The organism is Pedobacter terrae (assembly GCF_036946585.1).
GTDB classification, from domain to species: Bacteria; Bacteroidota; Bacteroidia; order Sphingobacteriales; family Sphingobacteriaceae; genus Pedobacter; species Pedobacter terrae_C.
The window spans coordinates 1-17,790 of the sequence record NZ_JAQIIV010000021.1; the positions used below are offsets into that span (position 1 = coordinate 1).

Consider the following 17,790-nt stretch of genomic DNA (forward strand, 5'->3'; position numbering starts at 1 on the left):
GTTAACCCTTTCTGAATTGGTTATTTTTACATGCAATGAAAATTTAAGCATCCAATCACTTGACGCGTTATAAACCGTCCTAACGGATGATGTTGGGGTGTACAATTCTCCTAAATGCCCCAAAAAGATTAGCAGTTTTTCTTGTTGCATCGCTTTTACATTCGGAAGTTCAAGCAGGTGTTTGGCCTCCCAGGGGTGCATGGGCACTACTTTATAATCTGGATGCTGATCGAGCAAGCTGATCATTTCCGTATTATTGCTATCTGATAATTCTATTCTAAAAAGATCGGTCATGTCAAAACCTTCAGCATTTTTTTCCATGATATTTTCTGCTGAGATCAGGAAATAAGCCAGCTGGAAATGCCCCTGCGTTTCCGGCGAATATTTAAAAAGTTCTTCCTTACTGTTAAAACCAGATCTGCCTTTAGGAAAGGGATGCGCATTGTGACCTAAAAACAAAGATTGCTCTGCTTCGATGAAGCTCATTTTAGCAAAATTTACAGGTTTGCCGTTCTGCTTAAAAAACAATAAAAATGCTTCGAGGTTTTCTACGCTGTTGGCCAAACGTTGGGTGACCAGATCGGCATCAATAGTACCGAATTCTTGCTTACTAAATTGCATGGCCAGTTCCATAAACCTGTATATGGTTACTTGATTAATGGCATCCGTATCAATATTCCTTTCAATTACGGGGAAATTAAATACATGGCGGCCACTATCAGCATAAAATTTTAAAGGTGCATATACTTCGAAACCAATAGCCGTAAAGTCAAACCTGATATGCAAACGATCGTTTGTTGTAACCAGGTAACTGGCTAGTGGTTCGTCGTATTTAGGGATTCCTATATAACGGCTCCAGTTGGTATATTCTCTGCAGTAACTGTTTAGAAGCGCATTAAAATTAGTTTCTTCTGAAATCTGCTGAAGCCTGGTTGAGTCTAAGGTATTCGTTTCCATGTTTTTTAATGATTTTAATAATGTTTTCAATATCGCTGATGGTAGTTAGCGGGTTAAGTAGGGTAAATTTGAGGTAGAACTGTTGATTAATCTTAGTACCGGCAACCAAAGCTTTTCCTTGGTTGAACATGGCTTTTTTGATGTATTGGTTCATGGCGCAAACATCTAAGCGCAGGTTTTTGGGACGATAACGGAATACCAATGCACTGATGTCTGATTCGTTCATCAGCTCGAAATCATGATCTGAATGCAACAAATCGGCAATTTTTGCTGCCGTTTCGATAATCGTATCGAAATAGCCACCGAGTTTGTTCCTGCCCATCATCCTGAGTGTAAACCAAAGTTTTAAAGCATCAAACCTGCGGGTAGTTTGTATCGATTTATTCACCTGGTTTGGCAAACCATCTTCGTCGTGGTCTTTTGGATTCAAGTAATCAGCATGATGCGTAATCAGGTTGAAAAAGTTTTTATCCCTTACCAGGAAACCGCTGCTGCTTACCGGCTGGAAGAACGATTTATGATAATCAACGGTAACCGAATGGGCGAGCTCGATACCATTGAGCAATGCTCTGTACTTGTCTGTCAGCAATAGTCCACAGCCATAAGCCGCATCGATATGGAACCAGCAATTGTATTTTTGACTTATAGCTGCAATTTCCTTTAGCGGATCAATATTCCCAAAGTCGGTGGTTCCCGCTGTACCCACAATGGCAATAGGAATATTGCCCTGAGCAATTTCCCGCTTAAGGGCATCTTCCAGTAAAACCGTATTCATCCTGAAACCGCGGTCGGTTTTGATCTTGATCACTGATTTTTCTCCCAAACCCAATAGCGAGGCATTTTTCTGAATACTGAAATGCGCTTTTTCAGAGACAAATATTCTGAAACGGCAAGCTTCCTGAGGTAGTCCTTCAACTTTAATATTGTGGTTTAATGAGGTAATGGAATAATGATCGCGGGCCAGTAAAAGTCCCATTAAATTGCTCTGTGTACCACCACTGGTAAAAATACCATCGGCTTTTTTGCTGTAACCAATCTGATCGCAGGTCCATTCGATTAGTTTTTGCTCGATCAGTGTACCGCCGGCACTTTGATCCCAGGTATCAATGGAAGAGTTAATGGCAGATATCATGACTTCTGCAGCTACTGCCGGAATCACGATCGGGCAGTTTAAATGGGCAATATATGCAGGGTGGTGAAAGGCAACCGCATGACTGGTATAGAGTAGTTCAACTTCTTTAAGCAAACCATCATAGTTATCATGCGTTTTGTCAAATTCTACTGAATCAAACAGTGGTTTTAATTTCGAAGGAGATATTCCACTAAAAGGTTGCTGGTTATTGTTGAGGAATTTTTTTACCGCCTGGGTCACTTTTCCTACAGCATGTAGATATTCCGCTTCATTTTCGTGATGAAAGATTTCCTTGGTCGGACTTTCCGTAAGGAAATCAATGACTTCATGTTTTTCTAGGGCTGATGTTAACATTAGGTTTTCAATTTTTCAAAAATTCAAGTTTTAAAGGGCAAGGAATAAAAGGGCAAATTTTTAATAGCATTTGGCTGGGTCGGCTAAAACGAAAGAGCAATTCAATTACAAATTTCAACGGCTAAGTTATATTTTTATTTAGATCGATTAAAAATAATATTAAAATTTATTTTTAATCATTTTTGATAACCAGTTAATTGAGCGCTACTTAACCGTTTTAGTAGAGGAAAAGTTAAAAAAGATAAATTTTTATTTGGATTTAATCTAAATAAGTTATTGTTTTGCGCAAAATTATTTCGGTTAATGCATTAAATAAATAAAAATGAAAAATCTATACTTAATTGCAATCCTGATTGGTGGGTTTATCTTTACTGGTAAAGCGCAAACGGTTACCGGGAAGGTAATGGGCGAAACAGCCCCGCTTGCAGGAGCAAATATTAAAGTTGAAGGTAAGAATGTTTCGACTACAACAGCTGCTGATGGTAGTTTTGAACTAAAGTTAAACGAAGGTGCTTATCAGTTACAGGTTAGCTATGTAGGCTATACAACCATACTACAAAAAGTGATTTTGGCTAAGGATCAGACTGTTAACCTTACGCTCTATCTAAGTCCTACGGCTAATATGCAAGAGGTTGTGGTGGTTTCATCGCGTAAACCGACCAAAATAAGTGAGATACCGGGTACAGTTTGGGTAGTTGATGGCGCAAAAATTCAGGAACAGGCGAGAGCCGGAATCCCGCTTAAACAAACTTTAGCGCAACTGATTCCGAGTTTGGATGCTGGTCCCGAAGGGCGCACCAATTACGGACAAAACCAACGCGGCAGAGATGCATTGGTGATGATTGATGGCGTTTCGTTAAACAGTACGCGCGGGGTAAGCCGTCAGTTCGAATCAATCGATCCGTTTAATATAGAAAGAATTGAAGTTTTATCTGGTGCAAGTGCGGTTTATGGTGGTGGCGCAACAGGCGGTATCATCAATATTATTACTAAAAAAGGGCAGGATAGTCAGCCCAGCTTTACTACCCAGGTTGGTGTACGCAGTGGTTTGAAAGAAAAAAGCGATCATGATTTGCGCGTAGCTCAGGCTATTTCTGGTGGTAGCAAAGATTGGAACGGGCGTATCGGTATGGGTTTCCAGAAAAACAATGCTGCCTATGGCGCAGATGGAAAGCAAATTTTTACGGATATTACCCAAACCGATTTACAATATAACCAGTCGTTCGATTTCTTTGGAAGTACAGAATTTAAATTGACCGATTATCAAAAATTATCTGTAAATGCCCAATATTACAATTCGGGCTACCGTGGTGATAAAGATCTTTTTCTAGGGGCAAATTACGGTGGATTATTATCCAGTCCGGCGCTCTTAGAAATGAGAAATGGTTACTCTTCAGATGTTGACCCGAAAACGAGCAGAGCCAATATCAATGCAAATTACCAGGCAAGCGACATTTTAGGCGGGCAGACATTGTACGTACAGGCAGCTGCCAGAAACGAACAATTTAGCTTTCACCCATTTCCGGGCCAGGCAGCCATACCACAACGGCTTTACAGCGGCTCATCTATCCAGAATACCAATTACAGTGCTTTAAAACTGGTATTAAACAAAGATTGGAACAGGCTCAACCTTACTTACGGTATTGATGCTGATCACGAGAATTTTAATGCACAGCAGGCTTTGTTTGATAGAGCAAAAGCCTTTGCATCAGGAGGTTTAACCAATACTACGGTGGCTACAATTGCACGTTATCCTAATTTCAGGGTAAATGGTTTATCTGGTTTTTTACAGGCACAGGTTAAGGTAACCGATTTCTTAAGTCTTTCGGGAGGGGTGCGCCAGCAACGGATGTTTGTTAAAGTTGGCGATTTTGTGGGTACAGCTGCATCCGTTCCTTTGGCTTATGGTGTCGGCGGGACTGCAACGGCTATTGCTGGTGGCGAAAACCATTACGATGTAAACCTGCTAAATGGCGGTTTAGTCTTTAAAATCAACGCAGCTCAACAGGCATGGGTTAATTTCTCACAGGGCTTTAACCTCGCCGATCCGGCAAAATATTATGGACAAGGCACTTATACACTGGCTGGTAGCAACTGGAATTTAGGTAACTCCATAAATGTAGCCAGCTCACCCTTAACAGGCATCAAAACAGAACAGTACGAAGCCGGTTACCGTTACCGAACTGGTATATTTAATGGACAAGTGGCTGGTTTTTATGCGCTGTCAGATAAAAATGTAAAAACAAATAGCACATTCAATATCGAAGTTTTCGATGAAAATGTAAGGAATTTGGGTGTTGAAGGTTCGGTATCATTAAACCTGAAAAACGGTTTTGAAGCTGGCGTAAATGGTTTGTACATTAAAACACAGAAACAAAATGCCGATGGTACATGGTCTTTGCAGGATATAACTGTTGCCAGTCCATCAAAAATTGCAGGTTACCTGGGTTATAACGGGAAAGTTTTTGGTATAAAAGCACAGGCTTTTCATTCGTTTGACGCTAAAGGTTATGCTGCAGTTGCAAATGTTGTGGTACAAAATGAGTTGAAAGGCTTTACTACTGTTGATCTACTTGGATCGGTAAAGTTATTTACCGGAAGTTTATCATTTGGTGTGCAAAACCTGTTGAACAAAAACTATCAAACCATCTGGAGCCAGCGCTCTCAGTTCTTATATCAATCGTTAGCTAAGAAAGAAACGTTTTATTATGCAGGCCGCGGCCGTACTTATAATTTGACGTATACGCTTAATTATTAAGCTATCGGTCGTCATTTCGAGCGAAGTGCAACGCAGTCGAGAAATCTATCTAAATAGATCTCTCCCCGCCTGTAAGGGCAGGCCTGTCCGCACAGGCGGGCATTCCGCTGCGCTCCAGTCGAGATGACGACTTTTTTTAGAAAAAATATTTGGCAATAAAGATTTACTTTTTCTTCAGTTCAATCACTGTAATTTCAGGCCAGATACCAATCCTTCCTGAAAAACCCAGGAAACCGAAACCCCTGTTTACATTCAAATATCTGCCATTTTCACTTTTAATACCCGCCCAATGTTTATAACGGTATTTTACCGGACTCCATTTAATCCCAAAAGCTTCAATGCCAAACTGCATGCCATGGGTATGCCCGGCCAATGACAGTTGAATTTTTGAAGGATAATTTTTGACCTGTGCATCCCAATGTGAAGGATCATGTGACAGCAAAATCTTAAAATCATTAACGTTTGTATTTTGCAAAGCTTTATTTAGGTCGCCGCGTTCTCCAAAACCGATTCCCCAGTTTTCTATTCCTGCCAATATTATTTTTTCACCGTTCTTATGCAGTTCTACATGTTCATCTAATAAAAGTTTAAAGCCAATTTCTTTGTGATAAGCTTTTAATCGATTTAGGTTCTGTACTTTATCTGCTTCCGTAGGCCACTTGATATAATCACCATAATCATGGTTTCCTAGAATAGAAAACTGTCCGAATGGTGCTTTAATCTGCGAAAAATGCCCGATGTAGGGCACAATTTCAGCAGCGGTATTGTTGACTAAATCGCCGGTAAATACAAATAGGTCGCTCTTTTGGGCGTTGATCATATCGATACCTTTTTGCACGGCTTTTGGGTTGGTAAAACTCCCGGCATGTACATCTGAAATTTGGGTCACCGTAAAACCATCAAAACTTGCAGGTAAATCATCAAAGTATAAAGTGTGTTTAATTACCCGGTAGGCATATTTCCCTTGGGTAATGCCATAAGCAAACAGGACAACGGTGAAGCAGAACATTACAAAAGCGAAATCTACGCAGTAATTGTTACGGGCAGCCATATGGAATCCACCAGGTTCAAAATTAGTTGCCAGTGCCATCAATAAGCGAAAAACATCGCCGAGCAACAGAAATAAAGCGAATACTACTTCGGCAACAAAAACAATCAAAAAAGCATGACTAACGATCTGGAAAAACTTATTGATACCCTGTATCCGCATTTGCTGAATGGCAAAAAATAAGGCAAAAGTTAAGCCGATAATAAATACCCAAAAAATTGGACTTAGTAAACTGGATTGATTGATGGTGCCCAGACCAGATAAAACATAAGCATTAAGGGCAAAAAATATAAATGCAACTGTTAACAGCGGCAATAGATTGAGTTTTCTTTTCATTATTAAAAATCGGTAAATCAGAATAGGATAAAAATAGAATTTAAACGCAGAGAAATACTTACTGTTACTACTGTCTGTTATTTTTACGCTTCTTTGATTAAAGCAATTTCTATTTTGACGCGTTATATTTATCAATATGATAGTTAGTTGAATTAAAATCAACTTCCTGTTGCATATTTTATAATTTACTTTCTTTTATTAGCTTTGTACAAATATGCTATCCAAAAAAACAAAATATGCCATAAAAGCGCTTGTTGCGCTGGGCAAAAATTTAGATAAACCGCCCATGCAGATTTCTAAAATTGCGGAGGAGGAGCATATTCCTAAAAAATTCCTGGAGCAAATTCTGCTCGATCTGCGTAATGCAGGCTTCTTGTACAGTAAAAAAGGTGCAGGTGGTGGTTATAGCCTCAATAAAAAACCAGAAGATATTTTATTAGTGCATGTAATGCGAGTAACCGACGGGCCGATTGCCATGGTTCCGTGCGCAAGTTTAAACTTTTACCACAAATGTGATGAGTGTGTAGATGAGAAAACATGCGGTATCAGAAGTGCTTTTATTGATGTAAGAGATGCTACGCTTAAGGTTTTAACCGAAACCAGCATTGCAGACGTGATTGGCCGTGAGGATAACCTGAAAATCGGTATCGTTAATTTGTAATATTTATTTTCCAGATAACGCTTGCACTCGTTTCCAAACGAGTGCATCAATAACTCTACGATTATATCGTTTGTAAATGATAATCTCACGAAAGTTAGCAGTTATTAGTTGGCAGTTTTCAGGTATTCCTGTCTGAATTTAATACCCGGATTTTTCCATTCCAATATGCTTTAGTTGAAATGATGTTTTATTAGCGTAAATTTTTTCATAATAAATTACTACTATTCCTATATACTTTATATATTTGGCGTATGAACTTCAATTTTATACCTAATCAGTTAACCGCTACGCAAATGATGTGCTGTTGTTGTAAAAAACAGTAACAGGAGCCTACAGATAATTTTAAGTATAAAATATGGAATGCTTCTCGGTAACAGGGAAGCATTTTTAGAATAAGCTAACAACACATATGCAAAGTTTCAGAACAGAACTCGAAAATCCGGTTGTCGAGCAGGACATTATCGATTTGGAGAATAAGATTAAAGCTTTCAGAGATGGAACCATCCACGACGAAAAGTTTAGAAGCCTACGTTTGGCTCGCGGTGTTTACGGACAAAGGCAGCCAGGTGTGCAGATGGTGCGTATTAAGCTGCCGTTTGGTAAGGTAACTTTTAAACAGTTGTTGCGTATTGCCGATATTGCAGATGAATACGGAAGTGGCAATTTACACCTGACAACGCGGCAGGATATCCAGATTCATTATGTGAGTTTAGACCGCACGCCGGAGCTTTGGGCTAAGTTAGAGCAGGATGATATTACCCTTCGTGAAGCCTGCGGAAATACGGTGCGTAATGTAACCGCTTCTCCCAACGCGGGAATAGATGCGGAAGAACCTTTTGATGTTTCGCCTTACGCCCAGGCAGTATTTGCCTACTTTTTGCGTAATCCAATCTGTCAGGAAATGGGACGCAAAATTAAAATTTCTTTTTCTTCGAGCGATCGCGATACCGCTTTCAGCTACATTCACGATTTAGGATTTATTCCTAAAATTAACGAAAAGGGTGAGCGTGGATTTAAGGTTTTATTTGCCGGAGGTTTGGGCGCACAGCCGTTTTTAGCCAATGCCGTTCACGAATTTTTACCTGAGGATCAATTAATCCCTTTTACCGAATCTGTTCTTCGTGTGTTTGATCGTTATGGCGAGCGTAGCAACCGCAATAAAGCACGCTTAAAATACCTGGTTCAAAAACTGGGTTTAGAAGAAGTTTTACGTTTGGTTGCTGAAGAGCGTATTGCCAATAAAGTAAAAACCTTTAAAATAGATGTTAATGCTGTTTCACAGCCACTCTTGCCTTTAGCGCAGGAATATCCTGCAGTTGAAATATTGAATGAAGCCCATTATAAACACTGGTTAGCCACCAATGTAATTGAACAAAAGCAAGCGGGATTTTATGGCGTTTATGTAAAAGTTCAGGTAGGCGATATCAAAACAGATAAAGCAAGGGCATTTGTTGATGCCATCAGGTTATATGTGGCTGATGAAATCAGGATTACGCAGAATCAGGGCTTATTGCTAAAGTTTGTACGGAAAGAAGCGTTGCCTTCCCTATATGCCGCTTTAAATAAAATTGGTTTTACAACAGCTGGTTTTGATAGTTTGGCCGATATTACTACTTGCCCCGGAACGGATACCTGTAATTTGGGTATATCGAACTCAATGACGCTTGCCGAAGTTTTGGAAGAAGTGATTTATACTGATTTTCCGGAGTTTATTTACGAGAAAAACATCAAGATCAAAATCAGTGGTTGCATGAACTCCTGCGGTCAGCACGGTTTGGCCGAAATCGGTTTCCACGGAAGTTCAGTAAAAGCTGAGGGGAAAGTGGTTCCGGCTGTACAGGTGATGCTTGGTGGCGGAACAGTTGGTAATGGTGTAGGCAGGGTAGCCGAACGTGTAATCAAAGTGCCTTCTAAAAGAGCAACCAGTGTTTTACACTTTATTTTAAATGATTTTAAAGCCAATAACCTGGCCGATGAAAACTTCCACCAATATTATGACCGAAAAGGTAAGGATCACTTTTATCAGCTTTTAAAGCCTCTGGCCGATTTAACAAACCTTCAGACAGAAGAATTTGTAGACTGGGGACATGTGGAAGAATTTGTAACTGCTATAGGCGTGGGCGAGTGTGCAGGTGTGGTGATCGATTTAGTGGCTACTTTATTACTGGAAGCGGATGAAAAGTTCGGTTGGGCGAAACAGAATTTAGATAATGGTGCTTATGCGGATGCCATTTACCATACCTATGCGACGTTTGTGAGCGCTGCAAAATCTTTATTGTTGGATAAAGGGGTAAATAGCAGCACACAGGTTGGCGTAATCCGTGAATTTGATAACCATTACGTTGAAACAGGCGAATTTAATTTATCAACCAATTTCTCTGACCTGGTTTTACAGATTAACAAAAACGAACCAACGGCTGAGTTTGCACAGAAATATTTTGAAGAAGCAAATCAATTTTTAAATCAGATTAAGGAAAAAAGAGCGGCATTGGTGAAATAAGATTTGAGACGATTGATCTGAGACAATAGATATGAGATTTGAGAAATGCAGACGCCATGTGCCAAACAACTTTTTCTTCAGTTTTTCAAAATTTAATAATTAAAAAGAAAGATGGTTAACCAAAATATAGAATCAAAAATTACACTTTTAGGCGCAGGCCCCGGAGATCCGGATTTATTGACCTTAAAAGGTGTAAAAGCGTTGCAAACTGCCGATGTAGTATTGTATGATGCTTTAACCAATGATGCTTTATTGGAGCATGCCCCTGCAGAGGCCATTAAGGTTTATGTAGGAAAACGTTCTGGTGAGCATTCTTATCCTCAGGATACCATTAATAAATTAATGATCGATTATGCTTTAAACTACGGTCACGTAGTGCGTTTAAAAGGTGGCGATCCATTTGTTTTTGGCAGAGGGTATGAAGAATTGGATTATGCCGCGTCGTATAGCATTCCGGTCAGTGTTATTCCTGGTATTTCGAGTTCAATCGGTGTGCCGGGCTTGCAGCAGATTCCGGTTACACACCGGGGCATGAGCGAAAGTTTTTGGGTAATCACCGGAACGACCACTTCTGGCGAAGTTTCGGCTGATATTTATCAGGCAGCACAATCAAAAGCTACGGTATTGGTACTGATGGGACTTAAAAAACTAGCTAAAATTGTCGAAATTTTTAAAGCTGCGGGCAAGCACGATTTACCAGCTGCAGTGGTGCAGAATGGATCTGCAGAAGATGAAAGATTAGTTGTTGGTGTAGTTGAAACTATAGAACGTTTGGTGCGGCAAGAAAACATTAAAGCGCCTGCCTTATTGATTTTTGGAGAAGTTGTATCATTACATCCATCATTTAAAAAATTAATTAAACAATATGCAAGTATTGCCTAACCAACATGATCATGCAGCATCTTTTTCTGAAGAAGAAAAAGGCAATCAGCTTTTTCCGGTTTTTATAAAGCTGAACAAGCTGCGTACATTATTGATTGGTGCAGGGAATATTGGGCTTGAAAAATTAACAGCGATTGTAAATAACAGCCAAAGTGCTGCTATTACTATTGTTGCGGAGATTGTTTCGCCCGAAATCTATACACTTATTGCAAACTATCCGCAGATAAAGGTGAAGCAGAAAAGTTTTGATATCAACGATTTAGATGATATTGATATCGTTTTTGCCGCAACCAATAATTATATCTTGAATGACGAGATCAGAAAAGTTACGCACGAGCGTGGTCTGCTGATCAATGTGGCTGATAAACCAGAATTATGCGATTTCTATTTGGGATCCATTGTTCAGAAAGGCGATTTGAAGATTGCTATATCTACAAATGGAAAATCACCAACCATAGCCAAACGTTTAAAGCAGATTTTAAACGAAGGTTTACCTGCAGAACTGGATGAAACATTACAGAATATGAGTGCCTTGCGCCAAACCTTAAATGGCGATTTTTCGGCAAAGGTTAAGAAGCTAAATAAGGTTACTCAAAGTTTGATCAACCCTAAAAAGAGTTTTGCTGAACGCAATATCAAATGGTTAATTTGGGTGGCTGCAGTTTTACTGCTTGGGGCAATTGGGCTTTCTCTTTGGAATACCGAGCCGGAATTTCAATCATTCCTTATTAATATCGACCCATTATTTTACTGGTTTTTAGGCGCAGGATTTGCATTTGCATTAATAGATGGTGCCATCGGCATGTCGTATGGTGTTACTACGGCATCATTCTCACTGGCGATGGGTTTACCTCCCGCATCAGCAAGTATGGCGATCCACATTTCTGAGGTAATGAGTAACGGTATTGCAGGCTGGATGCATTACCGTATGGGCAATATAAACTGGAAACTCTTTAAGATATTGATTCTTCCGGCGATCATCGGTGCGGTATTGGGTGCTTATATTTTATCTTCCCTGGAACACTATAGTGCCTATGTTAAGCCAGTTGTAGCCGTTTACACCCTGTTTTTGGGTGCTGTTATTTTAATGAAAGCCTTTAACATCAAAAGAAAGAAGGCCGATCAAAAAATTAAGAAAATTGGTTTATTAGGCTTTTTTGGTGGTTTTATTGATGCCGCCTTTGGTGGCGGCTGGGGTTCAATCGTATTATCCAGTCTAATTGCAGGTGGCAGGCATCCATTGTTCTCTTTGGGTACGGTAAAAATCAGCCGCTTTTTTATAGCCACTTTAAGTTCGCTTACCTTTTTTACCATGTTGGGTGGCAAACACTGGGAAGCAGTTGTGGGTTTAATTATCGGTAGTGCAATCGCTTCGCCGATAGCCGCAAAAGTATCGAACAAAATTTCGGCAAAAACCATCATGGTTGCTGTTGGCATTATTGTGATGCTTGTAAGTTTACGTAGCGTAATCATGTTTATTTTAAAATTAATGTAGTGATGGGGAACCTAGAGGAGATCAAAGCAGCACTGGCAGGTTTAAGTACAATAGATAGGCTGAAATTTTTGGCAGATCAATATGCCGGCCGTATTATATTTTCGACCAGTTTTGGTTGGGAAGACCAGGTAATTACCCATTTAATTTTTGCCAACAACATTCCGATTAAGGTTTTTACTTTAGAAACCGGACGTTTATTTCCGGAAACCTATTATGTTTGGAACCGTACATTAGAAATTTATGATAAACCCATTCATGCCTATTATCCGCAGAACGAATTGTTACAGGATATGGTGAATGCAAAAGGCCCGAATAGCTTTTACGAATCGGTAGAGAATAGAAAAGAATGCTGTTATATCCGTAAAATCGAACCTTTAAAAAGAGCATTAAAAGGGAACGAAATCTGGATAACAGGCATCAGGGCCGATCAGAGTGCCAACCGCGAGGATATGCATGATTTAGAATGGGATGAAGGAAACCAACTGATTAAATTTCATCCTATATTCGACTGGACTTTGGATGATGTGGAAGCATACATTAAAGAAAATAATATTGTATACAATACCTTGCATGATAAAGGTTTTCCGAGCATAGGCTGCGCCCCATGTACAAGAGCAGTACAACCGGGCGAAGATTTCAGGGCCGGAAGGTGGTGGTGGGAAGACCAGAGCAAAAAAGAATGTGGTTTGCACGCAGCTTCGTGATGGAAGAAGTAAAAACTTGATGGAAGAAGTAAAATGGGAGATGGAAAACGGATGAACCTTTCAACTTTCAAACCTTCCAACAATTAACAACAGCAACAACAAAGACAACGTATAAAATGAGTACATATAATTTTGATTATTTAGATGAGCTGGAGGCCGAAGCTATTCACATTTTACGTGAAGTTGCAGGTCAGTTTGAAAAACCTGCCCTGTTATTTTCAGGAGGCAAAGATTCAATTACCCTAGTTCGTTTAGCAGAAAAAGCTTTCCGTCCGGGGAAATTTCCTTTTCCTTTAGTGCATATAGACACTGGTCATAATTTTGAAGAAACCATTACCTATCGTGATCAAATGGTAGAGCGGATTGGCGAAAAACTCATTATTGGTTCTGTTCAGGAATCGATCGATCAGGGTAAAGTGGTGGAGCAGACCGGTAAAAATGCCAGTAGAAATGCTTTGCAAACCGTAACCTTGCTTGATACCATCGCTAAATATCAGTTTGATGCCTGCATTGGTGGCGCACGAAGAGATGAGGAAAAGGCCAGGGCAAAAGAACGTATTTTCTCTGTTCGTGACGAATTTGGTCAATGGGACCCGAAACGCCAACGCCCTGAACTTTGGAACATTTACAATGGTAAAATCCATAAAGGTGAAAACATCCGCGTATTCCCGATCAGTAACTGGACAGAATTAGATGTTTGGAATTATATTAGAAGGGAAAAAATAGAACTTCCGAGCATTTACTTTTCGCACGAGCGGGATGTAATTACCCGTAACGGCCAATTGATGGCCGCTTCGCCATTTTTAAATATGGATGAGGAAGATGTTGTAGCGTGTAAACAGGTTCGTTTCCGCACGGTTGGCGACATGTCTTGCACCGCTGCCGTAGAATCGGATGCATTTTTGATCGACGATATTATTTCAGAAATCAGTGCGTCGAAAATTTCAGAACGTGGTGCACGTTTAGACGACAAAGTTTCTGAAGCTGCGATGGAAGACAGGAAAAAGGGGGGGTATTTCTAGGTAGTCTTGGGTCTTTTAGTAGCAAGTCTTTAGTATCAAGTATCAAGTATCAAGTCTTGACACTGGTTTGCTAACTAAAATTAAACCTCCTGATTAAACTAAGATGATTATGAAAGTGATAGACTAAAATTGATACTGATACTTGATACTTTTATCTTAATACTTTAACAACATGAACATATTAAAATTTTTCACAGCAGGCAGCGTAGATGATGGTAAAAGTACCTTAATTGGCCGTTTGTTATACGATACAGATTCTATTTTAGCCGATCAGTTAGAAGCTTTGCAGCGCTCTAACCGCAAAAATGACGATGGAACAATAGATTTAGCCATTTTAACTGATGGTTTAAGGGCAGAGCGCGAGCAGGGCATCACCATTGATGTGGCCTATAAATATTTTCAGACAGAAAAACGTAAATTTATTATAGCCGATACTCCTGGCCACATCCAATACACCAGGAATATGGTTACCGGGGCCTCTACCGCCAATTTGGCCATTATTTTAATTGATGCCCGTAATGGTGTGGTAGAACAGACCATTCGTCATTCCTATATTGTTTCCTTATTGGGCATTAAACATGTGGTGGTTTGTATCAACAAAATGGATATGGTTGATTATAGCGAAACCGTTTATAACGCCATTATAGAAAAATACAAGATTTTGGCGCAGCAATTAAAGCTGGCTGATGTAACCTATATTCCTGTGAGTGCATTAAAAGGTGATAATGTGGTGCAAGCATCTGAAAACATGCAGTGGTATGAAGGTGAAAGTTTGTTACATTTCTTAGAAAAAGTAGATACTGATCATTTAGACCGATCTCAATTGGCACGGATGCCTGTACAATGGGTAGTTCGTCCTCAAACAGCAGAACTGCACGATTACCGAGGTTATGCCGGACGTGTGTTGAGTGGAACTTTTAATTTAAATGATAAAGTTACTGTCCTTCCTTCAGGCGCAAGTTCAATTGTAGAAAAGATTGAGTTTTTTGATGAAGAACTTGATGCTGCGCACGCTGGTCAATCGGTCATCATTCACTTAAAAGATGATGTAGATATCAGCCGTGGAGATACCATTGTAAACGCATCGGCTTTGCCGCAGGAAACAAAATTGATTGAGGCTGATCTTTGCTGGATGGATACCCGTGCGTTGGATACCTCCATCATGTACAACATTCAGCATAATAGTAAGGTTACAAAATGTAAAATCAGCGAAATTCTGCATAAAGTAGATATCAATACTTTAGAAAAGCATACAGCAGAAGAATTTAAATTAAATGATATCGGTCGTGTGATTGTGAAAACCGCTGATGCTTTAGCGTTTGATTTATATGATAGTAACCGCGCAAACGGTTCAGCCATTTTGGTTGATACCCGTACCAATTTAACGGTCGGGGCGCTCATGTTCAGGGCGGCTGTGGAGTAGGGTGTGAGATGTAAGATGGAAAAATGTTAGAGGGAAGATGTAAAATGGTAATGTGCGATGGAAGATCGAGGATGAACGATTGAGAAATATCAATAAACAGGTTCATGCTATACGGCTAAAATCTTAATGTCCTTGACTCCTTAGTGGTGGAAAAATGGATGATGTCAAATGTAAGATAGAAAAAAATCAGTTTTTTATTTCAGCTCATTGATCCTAAAATCTTGCAATCCTGGAAATCTTAATCTAGAGAACCACGATCAAATATAATAATGAAAGCTTTAGATTAGTCTTAAGCGAAAACAATTTCAGCGGGGCGCCAAATGGTAGCCCCGTTTTTTGTATATTCATCTTATGGAAATGATTCAAACTTTTCATCTCCTTATTACATTATAAACGGAAATCCAAATCCTAAACCACATGAAAAGAAATCTTTTGTACTTCGTTTTTGCAGCTGTTCCATTTGTTTTTGCCTGTAACCAATCAGATAAAAAGGCTGATACCGCAAAAAAGGATTCTGTGATCAATCAAACCTGTTACGCCGCTTTCTTCGAGAAAGACAGCGCAGCGATGATTGTGAAAACCATGGAATCTGGTAAAGTAACCGGTGCACTGTTGGTGAAGTATGCTGACAAGCCTCAAAATAACGGAAAGATCAATGGTAGGTTTAATGGCGACACTTTACTGGTTGATTATCGGTTTAACACGGGTAAAGATACCACAAAGGCCTTTACTAACCCGTTGGCATTTTTAAAGAAAGATGGTAAACTCATTATGGGGGTTGCACAGATTGAAACCACACTAGGAAGATCGTATTTTGTGAAAGGGAGACCCATTAACTATGAGGCAGGGAAATTTACTTTTTCAGAAGTGAATTGTAAATAAGCTCTGGGTGCAGCTAAGGATCTTGTTAAGCTAAAAACCACTTTTATAGAGATTCTTCACTTCGTTCAGAATGACAAAAAAAATATTTTAAAATAAATTACTACTATTTCTATAGACTTTATATATTTGTGTAATTAAACAAACGTATAACGAGCATAAACTTTCAGTTATGATTTTGAATAAAGTAGAAAAAGCGAACATCGAACCAAAAATTACTTTAATAGGTGCAGGTCCTGGTGACCCGGATTTATTTAGTTTAAAAGGGGTTAAAGCATTAAAAACAGCTGATGTTGTTTTGTATGATGCAAATGTGAACGAGGCTTTATTGTGTCATGCACCAGATGGTATTCCAAAAGTTTATGTGGGCAAACGTTCTGATGATGAATCATTTTCTCAAGATGCAGTTAATAAGCTCATTGTTGATTATGCTTTAAACTATGGCCATGTTGTACGTTTAAAAAGTGGTGACCCGTTTTTCTTTGCGAAGGGATATGAAGAAATAGATGCGGCAGAATCTTACAGTATTCCTACTGAAATTATTCCAGGTATTTCGAGCGCCACAGGAGCTCCGAGTTTGCAAAAGATCCCAATGATTTATAAAGATATGAGCGAAAGCTTTTGGGCAGTTACAGGAACAAATTCGAAAGGTGAAATTTCAGAAGATTTGTACATCGCCGCAAAAACAAAAGCTACCATTGTTGTTTTAAACGGGATTGAAAAGGTAAAAGAGATTTCAGCCATCTTTCAGGCGGAAAATAAAAATCTGTTACCTGTAGCGGTGATTCAAAATGGTTCTACACCAGAAGAAAAAATCGCGGTAGGTATTGTTGATACGATTGCAGAGATTGTTGAAGATAAGAAAATAACCGCTCCCGCTTTATTAGTTTTTGGTGATGTAGTTTCATTACATCCTCAATTTCAACCTATTCGCGATTTTTACGAGATTATCGCCGAAGAGTACTAGGTATTTTTAAACCAAAAAATATATTTGTTTTGTTGTTTAGAACCGCTTATGGATTTAAGCGGTTTTTTTATATGCTGCAATTTTAATAACATACGTGGCGTCACCCTGAACTTCCGCCCGGCTAGTCGCATGGGTGTTTCAAGGACTTTTATCTGCGGAATCAGCGGGAAATTCTGAGCTGTTTGCTCCCGCAGATTCAAAAGAACAACGCTGAAAAATTACATTTCTGGCATTTGATAGGACCAACATTGTTCATAAGCCTGATTGCAGTGTAGAGCCCGCAACGCTGGACTGCAACGGAAAGCAGGGTTGCAGGCCGCCACAAAAACTGAACATTCACTTTCTAATAAGGCATAAATCAATTTTCAGAAGAGTCGTCACCCTGAATTTATTTCAGGGTCTTTGTGGTAATAATTGTTTAAGAGAAATCCTTTGCGTTTATCTGCGAAATCAGCGGGAAATTATAAGTGATTATTTCCCGCAGATTTAAAATGATCATCGCTGAAAATTATATTTCCTGCGTTTGGAATTAACCAACACTGTTTATAAGCCTGATTGCAGTGTAAAGACCGCAACGAAGTGAGGACTTGCAACGAAAAGCAGGGCTGCAGGCCGCCATGGAAAACTGAACACTCACTTTCTAAAAAACACCAAGTTAAATTTATATGAATT

At 39.4% G+C, this 17,790-nt stretch carries 12 protein-coding genes and 1 pseudogene; 10 read left to right on the forward strand and 3 right to left on the reverse strand.

Annotated elements, in window-relative coordinates:
• Positions 1-957, reverse strand: a 957-nt coding sequence (locus PGN18_RS19795) for an IucA/IucC family protein (RefSeq protein WP_335321309.1), incomplete at its 3' end; no start/stop codon positions are given.
• Complete coding sequence (locus PGN18_RS19800) at positions 902-2,443, reverse strand: pyridoxal phosphate-dependent decarboxylase family protein (protein ID WP_335321310.1); 1,542 nt, start codon at positions 2,441-2,443, stop codon at positions 902-904. The genes PGN18_RS19800 and PGN18_RS19795, both read right to left, overlap by 56 nt.
• A gap of 322 nt (positions 2,444-2,765) precedes the next feature.
• Here PGN18_RS19800 and PGN18_RS19805 point away from each other — a divergent pair, with 322 nt between their 5' ends.
• Positions 2,766-5,201: a TonB-dependent receptor gene (locus tag PGN18_RS19805; RefSeq protein ID WP_335321311.1), complete on the forward strand. Its 2,436-nt coding sequence runs from the start codon at positions 2,766-2,768 to the stop codon at positions 5,199-5,201.
• Between the two features lie 163 nt (positions 5,202-5,364).
• On the opposite strand, the gene PGN18_RS19810 is transcribed toward PGN18_RS19805, so the two are convergent.
• Complete coding sequence (locus PGN18_RS19810) at positions 5,365-6,585, reverse strand: metallophosphoesterase (RefSeq protein ID WP_335321312.1); 1,221 nt, start codon at positions 6,583-6,585, stop codon at positions 5,365-5,367.
• A 214-nt stretch (positions 6,586-6,799) separates the two neighbouring features.
• Here PGN18_RS19810 and PGN18_RS19815 point away from each other — a divergent pair, with 214 nt between their 5' ends.
• The 9 genes and pseudogenes from PGN18_RS19815 to cobA (PGN18_RS19855) all read left to right on the forward strand — a co-directional run bounded on the left by PGN18_RS19815 (position 6,800) and on the right by cobA (PGN18_RS19855) (position 17,118).
• Positions 6,800-7,246 (forward strand): RrF2 family transcriptional regulator, encoded by a 447-nt coding sequence (locus PGN18_RS19815; RefSeq protein WP_090499724.1) that lies wholly within the window; start codon positions 6,800-6,802, stop codon positions 7,244-7,246.
• Positions 7,247-7,655: 409 nt separating this feature from the next.
• A complete protein-coding gene (locus PGN18_RS19820) occupies positions 7,656-9,746 on the forward strand; it encodes a HEPN domain-containing protein (protein ID WP_335321313.1) in 2,091 nt (696 codons plus the stop codon).
• Positions 9,747-9,857: 111 nt separating this feature from the next.
• Positions 9,858-10,628: a uroporphyrinogen-III C-methyltransferase gene (gene cobA / locus PGN18_RS19825; protein WP_335321314.1), complete on the forward strand. Its 771-nt coding sequence runs from the start codon at positions 9,858-9,860 to the stop codon at positions 10,626-10,628.
• Positions 10,612-12,123 (forward strand): TSUP family transporter, encoded by a 1,512-nt coding sequence (locus PGN18_RS19830; protein ID WP_335321315.1) that lies wholly within the window; start codon positions 10,612-10,614, stop codon positions 12,121-12,123. The genes cobA (PGN18_RS19825) and PGN18_RS19830 overlap by 17 nt, the downstream gene beginning before the upstream one ends.
• A 2-nt stretch (positions 12,124-12,125) precedes the next feature.
• Entirely contained in the window at positions 12,126-12,827 is a 702-nt protein-coding gene (locus PGN18_RS19835; protein ID WP_335321358.1) for a phosphoadenylyl-sulfate reductase, read from the forward strand.
• A gap of 95 nt (positions 12,828-12,922) precedes the next feature.
• Positions 12,923-13,849 (forward strand): annotated as a pseudogene (gene cysD / locus PGN18_RS19840) (sulfate adenylyltransferase subunit CysD); the annotation flags it as partial.
• 172 nt (positions 13,850-14,021) lie between these two features.
• Positions 14,022-15,272, forward strand: a complete 1,251-nt coding sequence (locus PGN18_RS19845) for a sulfate adenylyltransferase subunit 1 (protein WP_335321316.1) — start codon at positions 14,022-14,024, stop codon at positions 15,270-15,272.
• Positions 15,273-15,689: 417 nt separating this feature from the next.
• Entirely contained in the window at positions 15,690-16,154 is a 465-nt protein-coding gene (locus PGN18_RS19850) for a hypothetical protein (RefSeq protein ID WP_335321317.1), read from the forward strand.
• Between the two features lie 169 nt (positions 16,155-16,323).
• Entirely contained in the window at positions 16,324-17,118 is a 795-nt protein-coding gene (cobA, locus tag PGN18_RS19855) for a uroporphyrinogen-III C-methyltransferase (protein ID WP_335321318.1), read from the forward strand.
• Positions 17,119-17,790: the final 672 nt, after the last annotated feature.

What these genes read in the sequence shown, in the direction of transcription:
- PGN18_RS19835 (WP_335321358.1), top strand. Translation starts at nt 12,126, where the DNA reads ATGGGGAACCTAGAGGAGATCAAAGCAGCACTGGCAGGTTTAAGTACA.
- PGN18_RS19845 (WP_335321316.1), top strand. Translation starts at nt 14,022, where the DNA reads ATGAACATATTAAAATTTTTCACAGCAGGCAGCGTAGATGATGGTAAA.
- PGN18_RS19830 (WP_335321315.1), top strand. Translation starts at nt 10,612, where the DNA reads ATGCAAGTATTGCCTAACCAACATGATCATGCAGCATCTTTTTCTGAA.
- PGN18_RS19805 (WP_335321311.1), top strand. Translation starts at nt 2,766, where the DNA reads ATGAAAAATCTATACTTAATTGCAATCCTGATTGGTGGGTTTATCTTT.
- PGN18_RS19810 (WP_335321312.1), bottom strand. Translation starts at nt 6,585, where the DNA reads ATGAAAAGAAAACTCAATCTATTGCCGCTGTTAACAGTTGCATTTATA.
- cobA (WP_335321318.1), top strand. Translation starts at nt 16,324, where the DNA reads ATGATTTTGAATAAAGTAGAAAAAGCGAACATCGAACCAAAAATTACT.
- PGN18_RS19820 (WP_335321313.1), top strand. Translation starts at nt 7,656, where the DNA reads ATGCAAAGTTTCAGAACAGAACTCGAAAATCCGGTTGTCGAGCAGGAC.
- PGN18_RS19850 (WP_335321317.1), top strand. Translation starts at nt 15,690, where the DNA reads ATGAAAAGAAATCTTTTGTACTTCGTTTTTGCAGCTGTTCCATTTGTT.
- cobA (WP_335321314.1), top strand. Translation starts at nt 9,858, where the DNA reads ATGGTTAACCAAAATATAGAATCAAAAATTACACTTTTAGGCGCAGGC.
- PGN18_RS19800 (WP_335321310.1), bottom strand. Translation starts at nt 2,443, where the DNA reads ATGTTAACATCAGCCCTAGAAAAACATGAAGTCATTGATTTCCTTACG.
- PGN18_RS19815 (WP_090499724.1), top strand. Translation starts at nt 6,800, where the DNA reads ATGCTATCCAAAAAAACAAAATATGCCATAAAAGCGCTTGTTGCGCTG.